We start from the raw sequence: 18,184 nt of genomic DNA on the forward strand, positions 1-18,184 counted from the left end.
CTCTGCTTGGAGCGAAGTCACTTGATATCGGAAATTAAGTGACTTGGCATTGGAACAAAAGAAAGGATACAAGATGAAGATTTTACTCAGCAACGATGATGGTGTGCATGCTCAGGGTATTCATGAGCTGGCCAATGAATTACGTGATCTTGCTGAAATTATCATTGTGGCACCTGATCGTAATCGCTCGGGTGCTTCAAATTCATTAACTTTAGAACAGCCTTTACGTGTTCAAGAAATTACCGAAAATACATATTCGGTACAAGGAACACCGACCGACTGTGTGCATTTTGCGTTAAATGAACTGCTAAAGAATGATATGCCTGATCTGGTATTAACGGGTATTAATCATGGTGCCAACTTGGGAGATGATGTGCTTTATTCAGGCACAGTGGCTGCAGCCATGGAAGGACATTTTTTAGGCGTTCAATCGGTGGCGTTTTCTCTGGTGGGTAAAAAACATTTTAAGACAGCGGCAGCGATTGCTCGTCGTATCGTCGAACAACATTTAGTAAACCCAATCCCAACCAATCGCCTGTTAAACGTGAACGTCCCTGACTTAGCATTAGAACAGCTATCGGGTACTCAGGTGACACGCCTAGGTGCTCGTCATCATGCTGAAGATATGATTAAGCAGAAAGACCCACGTGGTCATGATATCTATTGGCTTGGTCCTCCAGGCAAGGAGCAAGATGCAGGTGAAGGTACCGATTTTTACGCCATTGAACATGGATTTGTGTCGGTAACACCACTACAAGTTGATCTGACGGCACATGAGTCGTTAGGTGCGATGACTACATGGTTAGGGGATAAATAGTGAGTAATCCACAAGCTGAGCGCTTAGTTACTTTTCTGATAGAGAATGGTATTCAGGAACAGAAGGTTCTTGATGCTATTTACCAACTACCGAGAGAGAGCTTTTTATCACAGGCGATGCATCACCAAGCCTATGATAATAATGCGTTGCCTATCGGGCAGGGGCAGACAATTTCTCAGCCTTACATCGTTGCTAAAATGACAGAGCTACTTGAGCTACAACAAGAAAGCCGCGTTTTGGAGATCGGTACGGGGTCTGGTTACCAAACTGCAGTCTTGGCTCAGCTGGTTGATCATGTGTATTCGGTTGAAAGAATAAAGTCTCTACAATGGGATGCTAAGCGTAGGTTGAAGCAACTCGATTTCTACAACATCTCAACCAAGCACGGTGATGGTTGGCAAGGTTGGTCTTCTAAGGCGCCTTTTGATGCGATTATTGTCACCGCTGCTGCAGAGTCGATCCCTCAAGCGCTTTTGCAGCAGTTGAAAGATGGTGGCCGCTTATTAATTCCGGTCGGAGATGATGAACAACAACTGTTGAAGATTGTTCGCCACGGCGATGAGTTCTTATCGAGTGTTATCGAGATGGTGCGATTTGTACCTCTTGTACCTGGTGAGTTAGCTTAATAAAATTATTAATGGTGTAGGTGGATAGAAAGTCGATGCGTTCGAAGGTTTTTAAAGGAAGTTCTCTACTGCTTAGCTGTGCACTTGTTGGGTGTGCTGCGAATTCGCCTGCACCAGTTTCAAGCTTAAACAAGAATTACTCATCGATTGATCGTGGTAGTTATCGTGGTAGTTATCGTGGTAGTTACTATGAAGTAAAAAAAGGCGATACCCTTTATTTTATTGCTTACGTAACAAATAAAGATGTTAAAGAGCTTATTCGCTATAACAATCTGTCTGCACCTTATACCATCCATCCCGGACAGAGCCTTAAGTTATGGCGTCCGAGCTACAGCGCTCCAGCGTATGGTAAATCAACGGTAGCGGTTGCAGCCGTCGCTGCGCCTGTTGCCGCATCCACAACTTTGTTGGCCTCAAGCAAACCTAAAACAACACCTCAAAAGAGTAAAAACTCTAAACCTGCGCCCGCTCAAACAACCACCAAAGTGGCGAAAAAAGATCCACAAAAGAAGGTTGTACAATCCAAATCAAAGGAGTATGTTGGTTCTAAAGGTAAACAGAATGTTACACCGCCAACAAAACCAACGAGTAATAAAGTATCCAAATGGTTATGGCCAACGAAAGGGAGAGTAATTAAGAATTTCTCTGTAGGCGAACAAGGAAACAAAGGCATAGACATAGCAGGACAGCGAGGTCAGCCAATAGTATCTACTGCAGGGGGAACGGTTGTTTATTCGGGTAATGCATTACGAGGCTACGGCAATCTAGTGATTGTGAAGCACAATGATAATTACTTAAGTGCATACGCGCATAACGACCGACTATTAGTATCTGAAGGGCAAAGTGTGAAACCAGGGCAGAGGATTGCAACAATGGGAAGCTCTGGAGCCAGCAGTGTCAGGCTGCACTTTGAGATTCGTTACCAAGGTAAATCAGTTAATCCAAAACGGTATTTACCTTAAATACAATATGCAAAAAATACGTATTGTATGGAGTGACATAGTCATTTAGCGACATATGAAGTTGTAATGTCATGCTAATTTCGCCAGGGGGAGGCGTTATGAGTATAAGCAATGCAGTAACCAAAGAAGAGTTCGATCTTAACCAAGTAACCACGGAACAGGAAGATCTTGGAAAAGCAAAACGAACAGTCACTAAGAAAACCGAAGCGAAAGAAGAAGCTGAAGTTACATCTAAAAGTTTAGATGCTACTCAACTCTACTTAGGCGAAATCGGTTTCTCACCACTATTAACCGCTGAAGAAGAAGTGCTTTATGCACGTCGAGCTCTACGCGGTGATGAAGCAGCACGCAAACGCATGATCGAAAGTAACCTGCGTTTGGTGGTAAAAATTTCTCGTCGTTATAGCAACCGTGGTCTTGCACTTCTCGATCTAATCGAAGAAGGCAACCTAGGCTTGATTCGCGCCGTAGAGAAGTTTGACCCAGAGCGTGGCTTCCGCTTCTCAACTTACGCAACATGGTGGATTCGTCAAACCATTGAACGCGCGCTAATGAATCAGACTCGCACTATCCGTTTGCCAATTCATGTTGTGAAAGAGCTGAACATCTACCTACGTACTGCACGAGAGTTATCACAAAAACTTGACCACGAACCAACGGCTGAAGAGATCGCTTCTAAGCTAGATAAACCAGTTGGCGATGTGAGTAAGATGCTTCGTCTAAACGAACGAGTGAGCTCTGTTGATACGCCAATTGGTGGTGACGGTGAGAAAGCACTGTTGGATATTATTCCAGACATCAACAACTCAGATCCTGAGGTTTCAACTCAAGATAGCGATATCAAAAACTCGTTGATCTTCTGGCTTGATGAGCTGAATCCTAAACAGAAAGAGGTGCTTGCGCGTCGCTTTGGATTACTTGGCTATGAACCGTCAACACTAGAAGAAGTAGGCCGTGAAATCAGCCTGACTCGTGAACGTGTTCGTCAAATCCAAGTTGAAGGTCTTCGTCGTCTACGTGAGATTCTAATCAAGCAAGGCTTGAACATGGAAAACCTGTTCAACGTAGAAAACGACTAAATGAACAGATGATGTTTCTTTAAATAGAAGACAAATAAAAACGCTGACTTTAAGTCAGCGTTTTTTTGTCTATGGCTTTTGCATTTGATGCTGCCTAATCAAACGACAGTACAAAGCGACAATAACCAGCTATTTGGAAAGAGATTAAAGTAACTTCTTCAAGCGGTAGAGCTCTTCTAATGCTTGGCGAGGAGTTAAATCATCAGGGTCAACATTCGCAAGTGCTTGTTCCACTTCACTTGGTTCTGGGATCAGGCTCAGTTGGTTGGCTATATCGACACCGCTTGGCTTCGATGTTGGCGACTCCATACTTAAAGCTTCTAATTGAGTCAGTTTTGCACGAGCATTCTTGATTACCGCTTTCGGTACGCCAGCTAAACCTGCGACTGCTAGACCATAAGATTTACTTGCTGCACCTTCTTGAACTGCGTGCATAAAGGCAATGCTGTCGCCATGTTCAACCGCATCCAAGTGCACGTTGGCCAGTGTTGGAAGTTGGTTAGGCAGCTCAGTTAGCTCAAAGTAGTGCGTTGCAAATAGTGTCATCGCATTGATTTGATTAGCTAGCCATTCCGCACTTGCCCAAGCCAGAGACAGGCCATCGTAAGTACTGGTACCACGACCGATTTCATCCATTAGCACTAGGCTATTTGGTGTCGCGTTGTGCAGGATATTCGCCGTTTCTGTCATCTCAACCATGAAGGTTGAACGACCAGAAGCCAAATCATCGGATGCGCCAATACGCGTAAATATACGGTCGATAGAGCCGATGGTTGCACTCTCTGCAGGAACATAACAACCGATATGAGCCATCAATGCAATGAGTGCCGTCTGACGCATGTAGGTTGATTTACCACCCATGTTTGGGCCTGTGATGATCAGCATCTTACGCTTGTCATTAAGGTCGATAGGGTTGGCAATAAAGGGTTCGTCCATCACTTGTTCAACCACAGGGTGACGACCTGCTTGGATTTGCACACCTGCAGATTCAGTCATGGTTGGGCGACAGTAATCAAGGGTGTCTGCACGCTCAGCCAAGTTTTGTAGAACATCAAGCTGAGATACTGAAGAAGCGATATTTTGTAGTCGTTCTAAGTGCGGCAGTAGCAAGTCAAACAGTTCTTCCCACAACTGCTTCTCGATAGCTAGAGCTTTTGATTTAGAGCTAAGCACTTTGTCTTCGTGCTCTTTCAGCTCAGGAATAATATAGCGTTCAGCGTTTTTCAGCGTTTGGCGACGAACATAATGTGGCGGCACAAGGTGGCTTTGCCCACGGCTCACTTGGATGAAGAAACCGTGTACGTTGTTGTAGCCAACTTTTAGCGTGTCGATACCGTGACGTTCACGTTCTTCTTGCTCAAGCTTATCCAGAAACTCGGTTGCGCCCGCAGCAAGGTCACGCCATTCATCTAGCTCGGCGTTGTAGCCTTCTGCAATCACACCGCCGTCGCGGATAACCACGGGTGGGTTTTCTTTGATTGCACGTTCAAGCAGTTCTGAAACTTCATCCACAGGAGATGCGTATTGAGCAAGTTGAGTCAAATACGGGTGCTTAAGTTGTGTCAGCGTTTCAGCAAGCTCTGGCAAGTATTCCATCGCTTGGCGAAGACGTGCCATATCGCGAGGACGAGCTGAACGAAGTGCAAGACGAGCAAGAATACGCTCGATATCACCAATCTGCTTTAAGGTCGGCTGTAGCTCTGTAAAGAGAGCCAAATCTTTCATTTCACCAATTGCATCTAGGCGTTGATCAAGTGCAGAGATATTGCGCATTGGTTGATGTAGCCAGCGCTTAAGCATGCGACTGCCCATCGCAGTCGCGGTGTGATCTAGCACTTCGGCAAGGGTGTTATCAGTACCACCGCCAAGATTTTGCGTGATCTCTAGATTGCGGCGAGTCGCTGCATCGAGGATCACCGAGTGATCTTGTTTATCCATCGTCAGTGAACGGATATGTGGAAGGGCAGTACGTTGGGTATCTTTTACGTATTGGATCAAACAACCAGCCGCACATAGACCCAGCTTCGCGTTTTCTACGCCAAAGCCAACCAGATCGCGAGTACCAAATTGCTTATTTAATTGCTGCTTAGCGGTATCTAATTCAAATTCCCATACAGGGCGGCGGCGGTTGCCATTACGGCTTGCCATTAGATTTACAGGTTCGAAATCTTCAGGGAACAGTAGCTCACGTGGTGAGGTTCTCTGCAGTTCTGCGGCCATTGCTTCTTCGGTTTCTGGCTCGCAAAGTTGGAATCGACCGGAGGTAATATCCAGTGTCGCGTAACCAAACTTACCGTTGTGATGGTAGATGGCTGCAATCAGGTTATCAACACGCTCAGAAAGCAATGCCTCATCGGTCACGGTGCCGGGGGTGACGATACGTACAACAGCACGTTCAACAGGGCCTTTTGAAGTTGCTGGATTACCAATCTGTTCACAAATTGCTACGGATTCACCAAGTTGCACTAACTTTGCAAGGTATCCTTCAACGGCATGGTATGGAACACCCGCCATCGGAATCGGTTCACCATTTGATGAACCGCGTTTAGTCAGTGAAATATCGAGGAGTTGAGAAGCTTTTTTAGCATCATCGTAGAAAAGCTCGTAGAAATCGCCCATGCGGTAGAACAGCAGAATTTCTGGATTTTCTGCTTTTAGTTTTAGGTACTGCTGCATCATGGGAGTATGTTTTTGATCGGCTTTCACAGTTAACTTCTTTCGTTTATTTCTATTGCGGCTTAGGATACGTGAAAGCGTTTCGTGCGAAAAGCGACACATGCGAAAAGATGCGAATCCGAATGATATGACAGTAGATAAAGGGAAGTTGATGATGCAGATGACTCAAGATCTTAGTGAACAGCTTGGATACTTACTCGCTAAACATAATCACGTTTTAGTGACGGCTGAATCTTGTACTGGCGGTGGGGTTGCTAGCGCGGTGACGGATATCGCAGGGAGCTCTGGTTGGTTTGATCGCGCTTTTGTTACTTATAGCAATGAAGCGAAGCAAGAGATGATCGGCGTACAGCTTAAAACCTTAGTTGAGTTCGGTGCGGTGAGTGAGCCTGTCGTAATAGAAATGGCGAGCGGGGCATTGCAACATTCAAATGGGACTATCTCTGTATCGATCAGTGGTATTGCTGGCCCAGGTGGCGCGACCGAAGATAAGCCTGTTGGAACGGTATGTTTCGCTTGGAAAGCACTAAACGGTTGGGATAAAGTAGAAACGCATGTATTTACAGGCGACAGATCACAAGTACGCCAACAAGCCACGCACCATGCCCTACAAGTTATTTATGATTACCTATCAATGGAAGGTAAGTAACATTTGTACAAATTATTTTCATACAGGTATAGACACTGTATGAATCAACAGTATAATAAAAGCCAATTAGTCACCCTATGTGGGTTAGAAATAGATTCTAGATCGCTTGTTAAGACAACCGATTATGTGGAGATAGTAATGGACGAGAATAAACAAAAAGCGTTAGCCGCAGCCCTTGGTCAGATTGAAAAGCAATTTGGTAAAGGTTCAATCATGCGTCTTGGTGATAACCGCACAATGGACGTAGAAACTATTTCTACAGGTTCTCTATCTCTAGATATCGCACTAGGTGCTGGTGGCCTACCGATGGGACGTATCGTAGAAGTTTACGGTCCAGAATCATCAGGTAAAACAACGCTAACGCTTGAGCTTATTGCTGCAGCACAGAAAGTGGGCAAAACGTGTGCATTCGTCGATGCCGAGCACGCACTAGACCCTATCTACGCCCAAAAGTTGGGTGTTGATATCGACGCTTTGCTTGTGTCTCAACCAGATACAGGCGAACAAGCTCTAGAAATTTGTGATGCACTGGCTCGTTCAGGTGCTATCGATGTTCTTGTTATTGACTCAGTAGCAGCACTAACACCTAAAGCAGAAATCGAAGGCGAAATGGGCGATAGCCACATGGGTCTTCAAGCACGTATGCTTTCTCAAGCAATGCGTAAGCTAACAGGTAACCTTAAGCAGTCTAACTGTATGGCTATCTTCATTAACCAAATTCGTATGAAAATTGGTGTGATGTTTGGTAACCCTGAAACAACAACAGGTGGTAACGCACTTAAGTTCTACGCATCTGTTCGTCTTGATATTCGCCGTACTGGCGCGATTAAAGATGGTGATGAAGTTGTTGGTAACGAAACTCGCATCAAGGTTGTTAAGAACAAGATTGCTGCACCATTCAAACAAGCTGAAACTCAAATCCTTTACGGCAAAGGCTTCAACCGCGAAGGTGAGCTTATCGACTTAGGTGTTAAGAATAAGCTAGTAGAAAAAGCAGGCGCTTGGTACAGCTACAAAGGCGACAAGATCGGCCAAGGTAAAGCTAACGCTGGTAAATACCTGCGTGAAAACCCAGAAGTTGCTCTAGAAATTGATACTAAACTTCGTGAGTTACTGCTAACTCCTGCTGTGCTTGAAGAGAAAGGTGCAGAGAAGGAAGAAGAAAACGAAGAGCTATAAGCTAACGTTTTGTTAAGTCACCTTCATAAGAAAGCATGACTTTGAAAGATTTTAAAGCCTCGAATTTTCGAGGCTTTATTGTTTCAGTCGTAAAAATGTAAGGTATTTGAATGTTTAGCGGAAAGTGACGGTGGTTGCTCTAGATTACTTACAGTCATGCACTCATAGGTCTATTCTTTATCAAATAATCAAAGAAACCCTTTGGGTTAAATCGATTACCGTCAAAAGTTCTTGCCCCTAAAGGCCTATTACTAGACCTTTGTTCGTATCTTATTATTGAATTCGATCTGCTGAGTTAGTGCTTCTTAAGCTCGTCGAGTACCATAGCATTGTGCTGTTCGTGAATCGTATTTACTCTGACGTGTTGGTGCTGATTAGGAGCCAGGCGCTCGTATTCTGTTAGGTAAATATCGCTGTGAATATGCTCTGCTATCATTTTTACAATTAAGCGATTATTGGCATACAAACCTAAGGTTTCTTCACGGTGTGAGAACATGAGGGCGAGCTTCATATCGGCTACGCACATAAAGCGGTGTGAAGGGTATTCGGTTTCTTCATTTTCAGAACGCGAATGCAGTTCTATCTTTTCATGTGGGCTCGCCATTTTGTTGAATGAAAAGCCAATCACTCGTACTCCACGCTCCACGGCGTCGCATAATTCTTTGCCAAACAACTCAAGGTTAAAATCGGTATTCAGGTAAATTTCTAGATTTGCCTGATTAATGATTTCCTTGGCCTTTTGAAGTAAGTTGTCGAACCCCGATACGTTGTAAACGAACTCTTTTTCCTCTTTCAGCATCATCTTAGATAATTCTGATTTAAGGAAATTAATATTGGTGACGGTCTTTTTTTCTATCTGGCTGAAAATCAAGTCTGGTGATTTAGCTTCGTACTCTTTAGTGTCGCCATCAGACATGAAAATGTAGCCATTGGCGTAAAGGTTATCGATAGACGAGTAAACAGAAGAGCGGGAGATAGAGATCTCTTTCGCGATTTTATATCCGCTGGATTGGCCATTTTTGAGTAAATTAATATAAACAAGCGCATCGGTTTTGGTAAACCCAAAATCCATTAATTTGGTGACTAGCTCTGACACGGGTTGTCCTCTGAAACTATTCAATATCTTCTCCTTCTAAGGTTACCATTCTTGTCACGACGAGCGTAAATGATTGTTGTGATTTTTTTCAGCGATGAGAAACGCTCCGCGAGCAAAGGTGAATTCATCTTGTTTTGGGTGAATAATCACTGGAATTTCATTAACGTGAATGTAGCGAGACAATGCGACTTTTAAATCTGCCGTTAATGTAGGATAGGTCGTTGCTTCGCCTGATAATACGAGTCGTGTAGGCTGTAATTGTTGAATGGGATTAACTAAACTGCGCGCCAATTGGTCGATATAAGTACGATATATGCGCGATGCATGCGGTTCACTTAGGTCTACGCCTGAAAAAATTTGCGCTAAAGTTTGGTCTTTTAGCACGACTTGATGATATTGCCGCTCAATACTTGGTGCGGACAAAAACTGTTCAATGCAGGCCTCATTGCCACAGCGACATACAGGAGTTAAGCCATCAACGAGCCATTGAAAATTAGGCAACCTTGAATGTGCCCAATGTGAGCTGAATGGGTGGTGCACTTGCTCGTTATTTTGATAAAAACTTATGCCACAACCATCGCCCAAAAATACGCTGAGTATGGCCTCTTTGTATAAATCTCTAGCCCTCTTATTTAGACTTGAACCTGCCGAGAGTGGTTGTTCAATTGAGTCAGCGCTTTTCATGGCGTTACTAATAGCGTCGCACGCAATGGCCGCACTATGTGAATGCATCACAAGCGAGCAGTCGACCTTGAAATGCTGATTCAGGTTTCGTGTTAATTGGGTGATTTCTGGCGAGTGAGTAGGACTTGATTTTGCAAGTCTATGTGCGGATTGGCGATGAGATGAAAAAAACTCAGACACACTTATGCCTATCGCGGCGATACGTCCATAGCGGTAGCTGACGCTTGATATTCGGCTTATCAAATGCTGAGTCAAGTGGGCAAGGTCGCCAGGAGTGCGCTGCACCATTCTATACACCTCTTGTCCGTTAGAAGTGCTGGCGACCGAGTAAATAGAGTGGGAATCAATCGCGATTCCCATCACTATATTTGGTTCTGCTTTAATGAGCATGATTTGATTAACGAAACACTTGGATTTAGTTCGCTTGCTCAATCACGTAGCCATAAGCGCTAATGGTCAGTGATTTTCCATCGAGCATGATCTGTTTATTTTTATCGCTGTTGTTTAGAACAAACATTAAATTACCACGGCGGTAAGCGATGCACTCTTTGTCTGCCGTCCCTTTTTCATCCTTTACGTTTAACCAGTCAATGCTAGGCTGATTAAAATCGGGATTAGCTTTACGTAAAGTGATCATTTCTTGAATGAAGTTTTTGAATTCTAAGTCTTGCTCTGATTCTTCCCATATCATGCATTTTCGGTTGTCTTCGCTGCCCATGCCGCGGCCGCCATCCATACCAATTTCGCCACCATAATAAATGCATGGAGCGCCGACTTGAGTGAACATAAATAAATAGGCTAATTTAGCTTTACGTTTGTCGCCCTGGCATAAAGAGATTATGCGAGTGGTGTCATGGCTATCTAATAAGTTAAACATCGCTTCGTTTACGTTGCGTGGGTATGCCATGTACGACGCGTTCACTGCATTTACAAAGCTCTCTTTATCAACGTCGCCAAGACCAAAGTAGTCGGTAATGGCTTGTGTCAGCGGGTAATTCATCAACGAATCGTATTGGTCGCCGCGTAGCCAAGGCATACCTTCGTGCCAAATCTCCCCAAGAATGTAGCAGTCTGGGTTGGCATCTTTTACGACTTTACGGAAGTCTCGCCAAAACGCGTGGTCCACTTCGTTGGCTACGTCTAAACGCCAACCATCAATATTGAATTCTTCTACCCAGTGGCGCGCTACGTCTAATAAGTATGCGCGACACTCTTCATTTTCAGTATTCAGCTTTGGCATTTCGACGACGTTGGCGAAGGTTTCGTAGTTTAAGTTCCAGAAATCCCATTCTTCTTTTGGCGTATCTGGGTATACAGGGAACTGATTGATCCAAAACCAGTCGGCGTATTTGGACTTTGCCCCGTTATTCACAACGTCTAGCCATAGTGGTGATTGAGACCCAATGTGGTTGAACACCGCGTCGAGCATAATTTTCATGCCGCGTTTATGGGCTTCATCGACGAGTGCTTTAAAAGCTTCATTGCCGCCAAAGTGCGGGTCTACATTGTAGTAGTCGACAGTGTCGTATTTATGGTTAGCATTGGCTGTGAAAATAGGGCACAAATACAAACCATTCACGCCCAGATCTTGCAGGTAATCGAGCTTATCGATCACGCCCCATAAATCGCCACCCATAAAGTTGTCGGATACAGGTCTGGTTCCCCAAGGTTGCACGTTGGCAGGTGATGTTTCAGGGCGACCATTGGCAAAGCGCTCTGGGAAGATCTGGTACCAAATGGTGTCTTTTATCCACGCCGGTGTCTTTAAAACGTCACGAGGATTTATGTAAGGAAAACAGAAGAAATTGCTTAAATTGCTCAGCTCGATCTCTGCGCTTTCAGTCGTTGAAATATCGGCGCAGCGTTTTTCTCCAAATAGAATCTTTTCGCCGCCTTTTCCGTACAAAATAAAGCCATAGCGGCTACGACGTTTCGGTGGAGTAAACTCCGCAAACCAGTGGTCGTGGTACTCGGTTTCCCCTTCGTGAATCATGGTCACTTCGTTGCCACCCACCCAACCGTGTGCGTCACTGCCACCTAAGTTGCCACCATCGAGGCCGCCTTCTGCCCAGTGGTACGGGTCGCCTATCCAAAGTGAAACCTTGTCTAGTTCGCCTTTTGCGCTTCGCAGTCGAAGGTGAAGCGTTTCATTATTGTAAGCGTAGCTGTCTGCGCTTTTTGCGGAGTGAGTCAGCGAGCTGCGTGTAATGAAGCTTGTTGTAATTGAATCTGTAATAGCCATAGCGGAAATCATCCCTAATTATTATTCTTTAACTGCGCCGCTGACGAGGCCGGTAGTAATGTGTTTTTGAGTCGCAACAAATAGCAAAGTGATGGGCACTGCAACCAATAATGAGCCCGCGGCAAACAGCGTAAAGTTCTCCGCTGAGTTAGATGAAATCCAACTGAAAATACCGATGGCTAGCGTCATTTTTTCTTCGCTGCGTAAGATAAGCGTAGGTAAAATGAAGTCCATCCAAGGTGCGGTGAAAGACACTAAACCAACAAACACTAAGATAGGTTTTGCGAGAGGGAGAATGATCTCAAGGAAAATTGTCATGTGGCCTGCGCCATCAATTTTTGCTGCTTCATCTAATGAAGTAGGAATGGCATCGAAATAACCTTTCACCAACCAAATCATGAATGGCAATGAGCCCGTTACATACACAAATAACAAGCCAGCATAGGTATCAATCAATCCCATTTTTGATAGCAAGATGTAGATAGCCGTCATCGAAAGAAAGGCAGGGAACATCTGCAATACAAGAATGCTCATCATAATGTTGCGCTTACCGTTGAAGCGGTAGCGAGAGAATACAAACGCTGAAATAGTCACGACAACCAGTGAGATAACCATATTCGCTGTAGCGAGAAGAAAGGTGTTTTTATACCAGTCTAAATAGGGTGTGTCCGTGAATAACGCGCGGTAGTGGTCGAGCGTAAAGTCAATGCTTGTGAAAGAAGAACTGAATAAGTTATTCCCCGTTTTGAATGAAGCTAGCACTGTCCAAATCACTGGACCAAGTACTAATAATGCGTTGGCAATGAGAAATAAGTACACGACTAGGGTGCCTATTTTGCCAATGTATTTGTCCATGTTAATTAACTTACCCGTACTATTTAAATTAGCCATGTTACATACCTACATCGTCTTTGAATGACTTCATGCGGCTGAATTGCCATATCGCAATACCAGACAAGAACAAGAAGATAATGATTGAGATAACCGAAGCGATTTGATACTGCTGGAAGTCGAGCGTGAGCTTGTAAATCCAAGTGATCAGAATGTCGGTATGTCCTGCAAATCGATATTCAGGGTTGATAGGACCCCCTTCGGTTAACAGGTAAATCGCCCCAAAGTTATTGAAGTTATGGGCAAAGGTCATGACCAACGATGGGGCCACTTGGTGCAACACCATAGGGAGGGTGATTTCTTTAAATTGCTGGAACTTGCTTGCACCATCGACTTCACTGGCTTCATAAAGTTCGCTTGAAATGTTAGTCAGTGCCCCTGCAATAAGCAGCATAAAGTAAGGTGCGCCAACCCAAACACTCACCGCGATAACGGTAAATTTTGCGGTGAAAGGGTCTGATAAGAAGGCAATCGAATCAAAGCCCCACGAGTTTAACGTTGCGTTGACTGGTCCAATACCATTCAGTAGCAAGCGGAACATCAATAAGGTTACGAAAGCCGGAATGGCATAAGGGAGAATAAAGATAAAGCGCCATGCTTTTTTCGCTTTAATGTTTCGATTTTGTAGCGCAAGCGCCAGTAAAAAACCAAACCCACAAGTACATATGGTGGCAAAAAATGCCCACAGAACCGTCCAAGAAGCGACGCCGAAGAAAGTGCTCGACCATATTTTCAGTTCAAATAACGCGATAAAGTTTTTAAACCCCACCCAATCTACGAGGTTTCTTGGTGGGATATGATGAGGTGCCGAATAGTTAGTGAAAGAGACAAGTACCGTAATAATAATCGGTAAAATAATGAATGCGATACTGGCAATAAAAGCTGGCGATAGCATGATGAACGCGAACTTTTGGTCGTAAATGTCTTTAAATTGTTCTCGAAGGTTCAGTCGTGACTTAAGGCTGACTTTTGCATCTTGGACATTAGCGATGTACAGACAGATGAATAAGAAGCTGTAGAGCAGGGCTATGACCCCTTCGACCAACATAAAGACCGAGTTATCGCCTTGTATGATTTTAAAGCCTTCACGAACTTGAGCCACATCGCCTAAAGTGACTAAGCTTTTTAGTGAGGCCAACAGCTCCGGGAGAATCAACAGTGTGATTAGCTGCATGGCTAAAAATACACCGCCTTTTACCCAATGACCTTTTACGATCTGTGTACTCCCCATAATAAGGAGTGAAGCGGGCATTCGTGATGCCGGCTGATTCTCTGTTAACAACATTGTTTATCTCTATTGTTTAGGTTGTCGTTATGTATTCGTTTTCGGGTCACGCTCTGAATTAGCGCTGTGGCTTTATGACACAGCGCATGAGCTAAGTAGCTCGTGAGTCGCGACGGGAGTTCAGAGGTTACTCTTGTAATTCTATTTGTTCTTCGATGATCGAAAGCGCACGGTCAAGAACAGCACTCGCGGGTTTATCGTTTACCCAGTAGTCTGTAATAGCGCTGGCCATTGGTGACCAAATGAAGCCCATTTCAGGAATCGATGGCATTGCGTCTGAGTGGAAACCTTGCGTAATAATGGCGTAAGTGGCTTCATCAGCATCAACAATGATCTCTTCCATAACCGACTGGATCGGAGGGAGTGCTCTTGACATCTCATAGCGTTTTTTCAGCATCGCGTCGGAAGTAAGGTAGTCAGCAAATAATTGTGCGGCTTTCGGATATTGAGTGTAAGAAGACACAACTGCTAGGCGAACGGTTGCAAAAGTACGTGGTTGTTGGCCTGCTAATTTAGGCATAGGTACAACACCAAGATTTATCCCTGATTCTTGATACCCTTCGATTGCCCAAGGACCGTCGATAATAGCGGCGACTTTTCCTTCATTAAATAAGCCACGACGTACTTGCGGGTTGCGCATATCAACCGGATTAGAATTGTTGGCCACTTGTAGGGTTTTCATTGCTTCTAAGCCTTGTTGGGCTTTTTCAGAATTGATGCCGATGTCTTTTGCATCGGTACCGTTATTACCAAATTCGTATGCGCCGTAAAGCGTGACAAACATACGAGACTCGTAATAGTTCTGAATGTCCCAAAGCAGCGCGTATTTGTGTTCTTTCTTATTGTTGAAGGTTTTTGAAAATTCGATAATTTCTTCAAAATTCTCAGGTGCTTTAGTCAGTAAATCTTTATTGTAGAACAGAGCGGTAGTGGCGAAGCTAACTGGGAAGCCATAGCTCACCCCTTCAGCTTGAGACGCATTAATCGCATTTGGCATAAAAGTATTTGAGATACGTTCGGCAGACACCAAATTCTCCATCGCCCCCCCAGCCACGACTAATCGCCCTAATAAGTCATGTTCAATCTCTACCACATCTGCCACGCGTGCAGAGCCGCCATCCTGAATCAAACGAGAAGCGGCATCGATAGGCGCTAACCCTCGGAATGAAAAATCAATATCGTATCCTAACTCCTTATTAAAGGACTGAGCGGCGTACTCCATGTAGTCGAGCGTTGTTTTGTCGGTCCAGATTAACAACTCAGCTCCGCTTTCTGGCTGAATCGTGTTTGCGTTTGCATCGGCTGCAAACGTTAATGTGCTGGTCGTTAACGTTGCCGCCATTAAGGCTGCCGCGAATAGATTCTTTTTCATTCCTGAATTTTTCATACTGACACCGCGCTATTTAAATTCTTAGTAGTCGTTCGTTAAGTACTACTATGTTATGTCTCGCCGACAATATGTCAACATTACCTGGTTAAAATGTCAGCGTATTTGTGATGATTATCACCTTATGTTTATGCTTTTTACATCTGGTAGCTATAGGGTTTTATGTGTTGTTTATTGGCGCTTTTGAACGGTGCTTTGTTAGTTTTGATACTTAGATTAATGAAAAGCCTACCGTTTGTGATGGTGATCAATAATCTCCGCAGTCAAGGGTGATTGATCTCTCATTTCTAAATTCAATAGGAAGCAAAACATTTATAATTCTAGAACAATAAATAGGCGTTCATTACGGACGACTATGTTTTTCTGATTAAATGTTGCGAAATCAGCAAGCCTATCAAGAGACACAGTGGATAGATAAAGAGAAACAGTGAACAAAAATAACCCTACAAATAACAACAAATGATTCAGTGAAGAATCAATAAGGAATGACCGTGAAAAAAACATTATTGTCTGTAGTGATCACCAACACTCTACTTATTAGTGCTGGCGCTTCGGCTGCTGATGACCGAACTATGTCTCCAAGTGATATCTTTTTTTATGACGCTTTAAAATTTGGTGGGCATGTTGGAACATCGATTGAAGTCGAAGAGAAAAACATCACTGATTTTGCATCATGGGGTGGCGGCAAGTCTAAAGAGCGTACAACGACTCATGAAGTGTTTAACGTCTTCTATAACAACGCTGCGTGGAATGCGACAGCACTTTACGCGTTCAAACTTGAAAATCGTAAGAAAAAGAAAGGCGCATACGCAGAAACAGAAAATGGATATAAGCACTTATTATCATTAAATAAAAGTTTTCAACTAGGAAATGGTTGGGGAACGGGCTTGATCTATGAGTTGGAATATACAAAGGGTGATATTGTTACCTCTGCGAAAGTAGACGGCTTGAAAACCACGAAAGCTGAGCACAGTATTCGTCCATACCTTACGTACTGGAATAATGAATATTCAGCGGGTTTCTATTCAAACCTAGAGTACCTATACAACGATTCAGATAAGAGTGCGTGGGGTTCTCGTGAAGAGGAAGGTTACAGCCTCTTATTTAAACCTTACAAGCGCTTTGGTCAGTGGGAAGTTGCAGCTGAGCTCTACTATCAAGTTAAAGAAAATAAAGCGAAAACCGCTAACGGTTCACTCAATGAAGCCAGCGATTTCACCGAGATGTACATTGAGCCAATCGTTCAGTACAGCTTTGAAGAAGCCGGCACTATGTACGTTCGTGCTCGTATTGGTGAAAACGAAACGAAACATACGGACGGTTGGGCAAAGAACGAAACTTTCTTCAAAGATATTCGTAAGGCAACTTTAGGCTATGAGCAAGCAATTGGCGACGATTGGTTGGTAAAAGGCGAACTTGAGTGGGCTAAAGACACAGAGACCTTCTCTAAGCTGAAAGGCGAAGAGAAAACTGTAGAACAAGAAACAATGTACCTACAAGCGCTTTACCGCTTCTAAGTGGTATTAATCACAACTCAAATGACAGAGTAATATTATGATCAAAGTTTCAGATATCGCCCAAATCGTTGGTGGAAAAATTGAAGGTGATAACACGGTAGAAATATCGAAGATTCGCCCAGTTTCCGGCGTAGAAGAGGGCGGCTTAGCCATTGTCTTTGCTAAAGCCGATTTAAAAGGGCTATCTGAAACTTTGGCTGATGTCATTGTTGGGCCAGAAGCCATTTTACAGACCAAAGCAAAAACAAAAATCGTGATTGAGAAGCTTGAAGCTGAGAAGCTCAATCAACTAATGCGTCATTATAAAGTTCAAAAATATCAATTGTTTGATCAAGGGAATACATCAGATACTCCCGATGTTTATATCGGAAAGCATTGTCAAATAGGTGAAGGTTGCCATTTCATGCCCGGTGTTAAAATCATGAACGGTGTAACAATCGGCAATAACGTTGCAATTCATGCCAATACAGTCATCAAAGAAGGCACTGTGATTGGTAATAATGTCACCATCGACTCTAACAACTCCATTGGTAATTACAGCTTCGAATACATGACCGGGCACAACACCCGTTATGAACGCGTGGAAAGTGTGGGTCGAGTGATCATTGGTGATGAAGTTGAAATTGGCTGTAATAACACCATCGACAGAGGCACTTTAGGCGACACCGTTATTGGTCGTGGAACCAAAATAGATAACCTAGTGCAAATAGGGCATGACTGCAAAATAGGCCAGCATTGTTTACTGGTATCTCAGGCTGGTTTTGCGGGCCACACTACTTTGGAAGATCATGTCATTGTACATGGTCAAGCCGGTACCGCAGGGCATCTTACTATCGGGAAAAACTCCGTTATTAAAGCCAAATCAGGTGTGAGCCACTCTTTCCCTGCCAATAGTGATCTGTTCGGTTATCCGGCGAAAGATGCACGTTCTTATTATAAAAACTTAGCCGTATTGAACAAATTAACTCATCAAAAAAACAGTACCCCCCGCCCAAACTCTAAATCGTTAGAACTTGATAGAGACAAAAGAGCGGTGGTACCGAAAAAGAGCTTAATAGCGAGACTATTTCGTTTATAGGTTGCCGAAGCGAGAG

15 protein-coding genes are annotated in these 18,184 nt (G+C 43.9%); 8 read left to right on the forward strand and 7 right to left on the reverse strand.

Going from position 1 to position 18,184, the window contains the following annotated elements; translation table 11 throughout:
* Window positions 1–73 precede the first annotated feature (73 nt).
* From surE to rpoS, 4 genes are all read left to right on the forward strand, one after another.
* Window positions 74–817, forward strand: coding sequence for a 5'/3'-nucleotidase SurE (surE, locus tag AB4407_RS11635; RefSeq protein WP_372120653.1), 744 nt, complete (start codon window positions 74–76; stop codon window positions 815–817).
* Entirely contained in the window at window positions 817–1,443 is a 627-nt protein-coding gene (locus AB4407_RS11640) for a protein-L-isoaspartate(D-aspartate) O-methyltransferase (RefSeq protein ID WP_372120654.1), read from the forward strand. The genes surE and AB4407_RS11640 overlap by 1 nt, the downstream gene beginning before the upstream one ends.
* 35 nt (window positions 1,444–1,478) lie before the next feature.
* Entirely contained in the window at window positions 1,479–2,405 is a 927-nt protein-coding gene (nlpD, locus tag AB4407_RS11645) for a murein hydrolase activator NlpD (RefSeq protein WP_372120655.1), read from the forward strand.
* Between the two features lie 98 nt (window positions 2,406–2,503).
* The gene (gene rpoS / locus AB4407_RS11650) at window positions 2,504–3,484 is read left to right on the forward strand and encodes an RNA polymerase sigma factor RpoS (RefSeq protein WP_372120656.1); all 981 of its coding nucleotides are present in this window, start codon (window positions 2,504–2,506) and stop codon (window positions 3,482–3,484) included.
* Between the two features lie 144 nt (window positions 3,485–3,628).
* Here rpoS and mutS read toward each other — a convergent pair whose 3' ends face one another.
* Window positions 3,629–6,190, reverse strand: a complete 2,562-nt coding sequence (mutS, locus tag AB4407_RS11655; RefSeq protein ID WP_372120657.1) for a DNA mismatch repair protein MutS — start codon at window positions 6,188–6,190, stop codon at window positions 3,629–3,631.
* 124 nt (window positions 6,191–6,314) lie between these two features.
* Between mutS and AB4407_RS11660 the strand changes: the two genes are divergently transcribed.
* Together AB4407_RS11660 and recA are read left to right on the forward strand one after the other, a co-directional pair.
* Window positions 6,315–6,809, forward strand: a complete 495-nt coding sequence (locus tag AB4407_RS11660) for a CinA family protein (RefSeq protein ID WP_372120669.1) — start codon at window positions 6,315–6,317, stop codon at window positions 6,807–6,809.
* 138 nt (window positions 6,810–6,947) lie between these two features.
* Window positions 6,948–7,988 carry a recombinase RecA gene (gene recA / locus AB4407_RS11665; protein ID WP_009847633.1) on the forward strand — a complete coding sequence of 347 codons (1,041 nt, stop codon included), beginning with the start codon at window positions 6,948–6,950 and terminating at the stop codon, window positions 7,986–7,988.
* A gap of 295 nt (window positions 7,989–8,283) precedes the next feature.
* On the opposite strand, the gene AB4407_RS11670 is transcribed toward recA, so the two are convergent.
* The 6 genes from AB4407_RS11670 to AB4407_RS11695 all read right to left on the reverse strand — a co-directional run bounded on the left by AB4407_RS11670 (window position 8,284) and on the right by AB4407_RS11695 (window position 15,558).
* Complete coding sequence (locus AB4407_RS11670; protein ID WP_009847632.1) at window positions 8,284–9,084, reverse strand: TrmB family transcriptional regulator; 801 nt, start codon at window positions 9,082–9,084, stop codon at window positions 8,284–8,286.
* Between the two features lie 54 nt (window positions 9,085–9,138).
* On the reverse strand, window positions 9,139–10,200 hold the full coding sequence (locus AB4407_RS11675; RefSeq protein WP_372120658.1) for an ROK family protein: 1,062 nt from the start codon (window positions 10,198–10,200) through the stop codon (window positions 9,139–9,141).
* Window positions 10,184–12,022 carry a glycoside hydrolase family 13 protein gene (locus AB4407_RS11680; protein ID WP_372120659.1) on the reverse strand — a complete coding sequence of 613 codons (1,839 nt, stop codon included), beginning with the start codon at window positions 12,020–12,022 and terminating at the stop codon, window positions 10,184–10,186. Before AB4407_RS11680 ends, AB4407_RS11675 begins: the two co-directional genes overlap by 17 nt.
* A gap of 9 nt (window positions 12,023–12,031) precedes the next feature.
* Window positions 12,032–12,865, reverse strand: coding sequence for a sugar ABC transporter permease (locus AB4407_RS11685; protein WP_029223077.1), 834 nt, complete (start codon window positions 12,863–12,865; stop codon window positions 12,032–12,034).
* Window positions 12,866–12,902: 37 nt separating this feature from the next.
* Window positions 12,903–14,186 carry a carbohydrate ABC transporter permease gene (locus AB4407_RS11690; protein ID WP_372120660.1) on the reverse strand — a complete coding sequence of 428 codons (1,284 nt, stop codon included), beginning with the start codon at window positions 14,184–14,186 and terminating at the stop codon, window positions 12,903–12,905.
* A gap of 127 nt (window positions 14,187–14,313) precedes the next feature.
* Window positions 14,314–15,558, reverse strand: a complete 1,245-nt coding sequence (locus AB4407_RS11695) for a maltose ABC transporter substrate-binding protein (protein ID WP_372120670.1) — start codon at window positions 15,556–15,558, stop codon at window positions 14,314–14,316.
* A 500-nt stretch (window positions 15,559–16,058) separates the two neighbouring features.
* On the opposite strand from AB4407_RS11695, the gene AB4407_RS11700 reads away from it, so the two are divergent.
* Both AB4407_RS11700 and lpxD read left to right on the forward strand, forming a co-directional pair.
* Window positions 16,059–17,090: a hypothetical protein gene (locus AB4407_RS11700; RefSeq protein WP_012604766.1), complete on the forward strand. Its 1,032-nt coding sequence runs from the start codon at window positions 16,059–16,061 to the stop codon at window positions 17,088–17,090.
* Window positions 17,091–17,127: 37 nt separating this feature from the next.
* Entirely contained in the window at window positions 17,128–18,168 is a 1,041-nt protein-coding gene (gene lpxD, locus AB4407_RS11705) for a UDP-3-O-(3-hydroxymyristoyl)glucosamine N-acyltransferase (RefSeq protein WP_372120661.1), read from the forward strand.
* Window positions 18,169–18,184 lie beyond the last annotated feature (16 nt).

Source organism: Vibrio sp. 10N.261.46.E11, from assembly GCF_041472735.1.
Classification (GTDB): Bacteria; Pseudomonadota; Gammaproteobacteria; order Enterobacterales; family Vibrionaceae; genus Vibrio.

Excerpts from the sequence above, each read along its gene's own strand:
- surE (WP_372120653.1), top strand. The coding sequence starts at position 74 with ATGAAGATTTTACTCAGCAACGATGATGGTGTGCATGCTCAGGGTATT.
- recA (WP_009847633.1), top strand. The coding sequence starts at position 6,948 with ATGGACGAGAATAAACAAAAAGCGTTAGCCGCAGCCCTTGGTCAGATT.
- rpoS (WP_372120656.1), top strand. The coding sequence starts at position 2,504 with ATGAGTATAAGCAATGCAGTAACCAAAGAAGAGTTCGATCTTAACCAA.
- AB4407_RS11700 (WP_012604766.1), top strand. The coding sequence starts at position 16,059 with ATGACCGTGAAAAAAACATTATTGTCTGTAGTGATCACCAACACTCTA.
- AB4407_RS11660 (WP_372120669.1), top strand. The coding sequence starts at position 6,315 with ATGCAGATGACTCAAGATCTTAGTGAACAGCTTGGATACTTACTCGCT.
- lpxD (WP_372120661.1), top strand. The coding sequence starts at position 17,128 with ATGATCAAAGTTTCAGATATCGCCCAAATCGTTGGTGGAAAAATTGAA.
- nlpD (WP_372120655.1), top strand. The coding sequence starts at position 1,479 with ATGCGTTCGAAGGTTTTTAAAGGAAGTTCTCTACTGCTTAGCTGTGCA.
- AB4407_RS11695 (WP_372120670.1), bottom strand. The coding sequence starts at position 15,558 with ATGAAAAAGAATCTATTCGCGGCAGCCTTAATGGCGGCAACGTTAACG.
- AB4407_RS11685 (WP_029223077.1), bottom strand. The coding sequence starts at position 12,865 with ATGGACAAATACATTGGCAAAATAGGCACCCTAGTCGTGTACTTATTT.
- AB4407_RS11690 (WP_372120660.1), bottom strand. The coding sequence starts at position 14,186 with ATGTTGTTAACAGAGAATCAGCCGGCATCACGAATGCCCGCTTCACTC.
- AB4407_RS11680 (WP_372120659.1), bottom strand. The coding sequence starts at position 12,022 with ATGATTTCCGCTATGGCTATTACAGATTCAATTACAACAAGCTTCATT.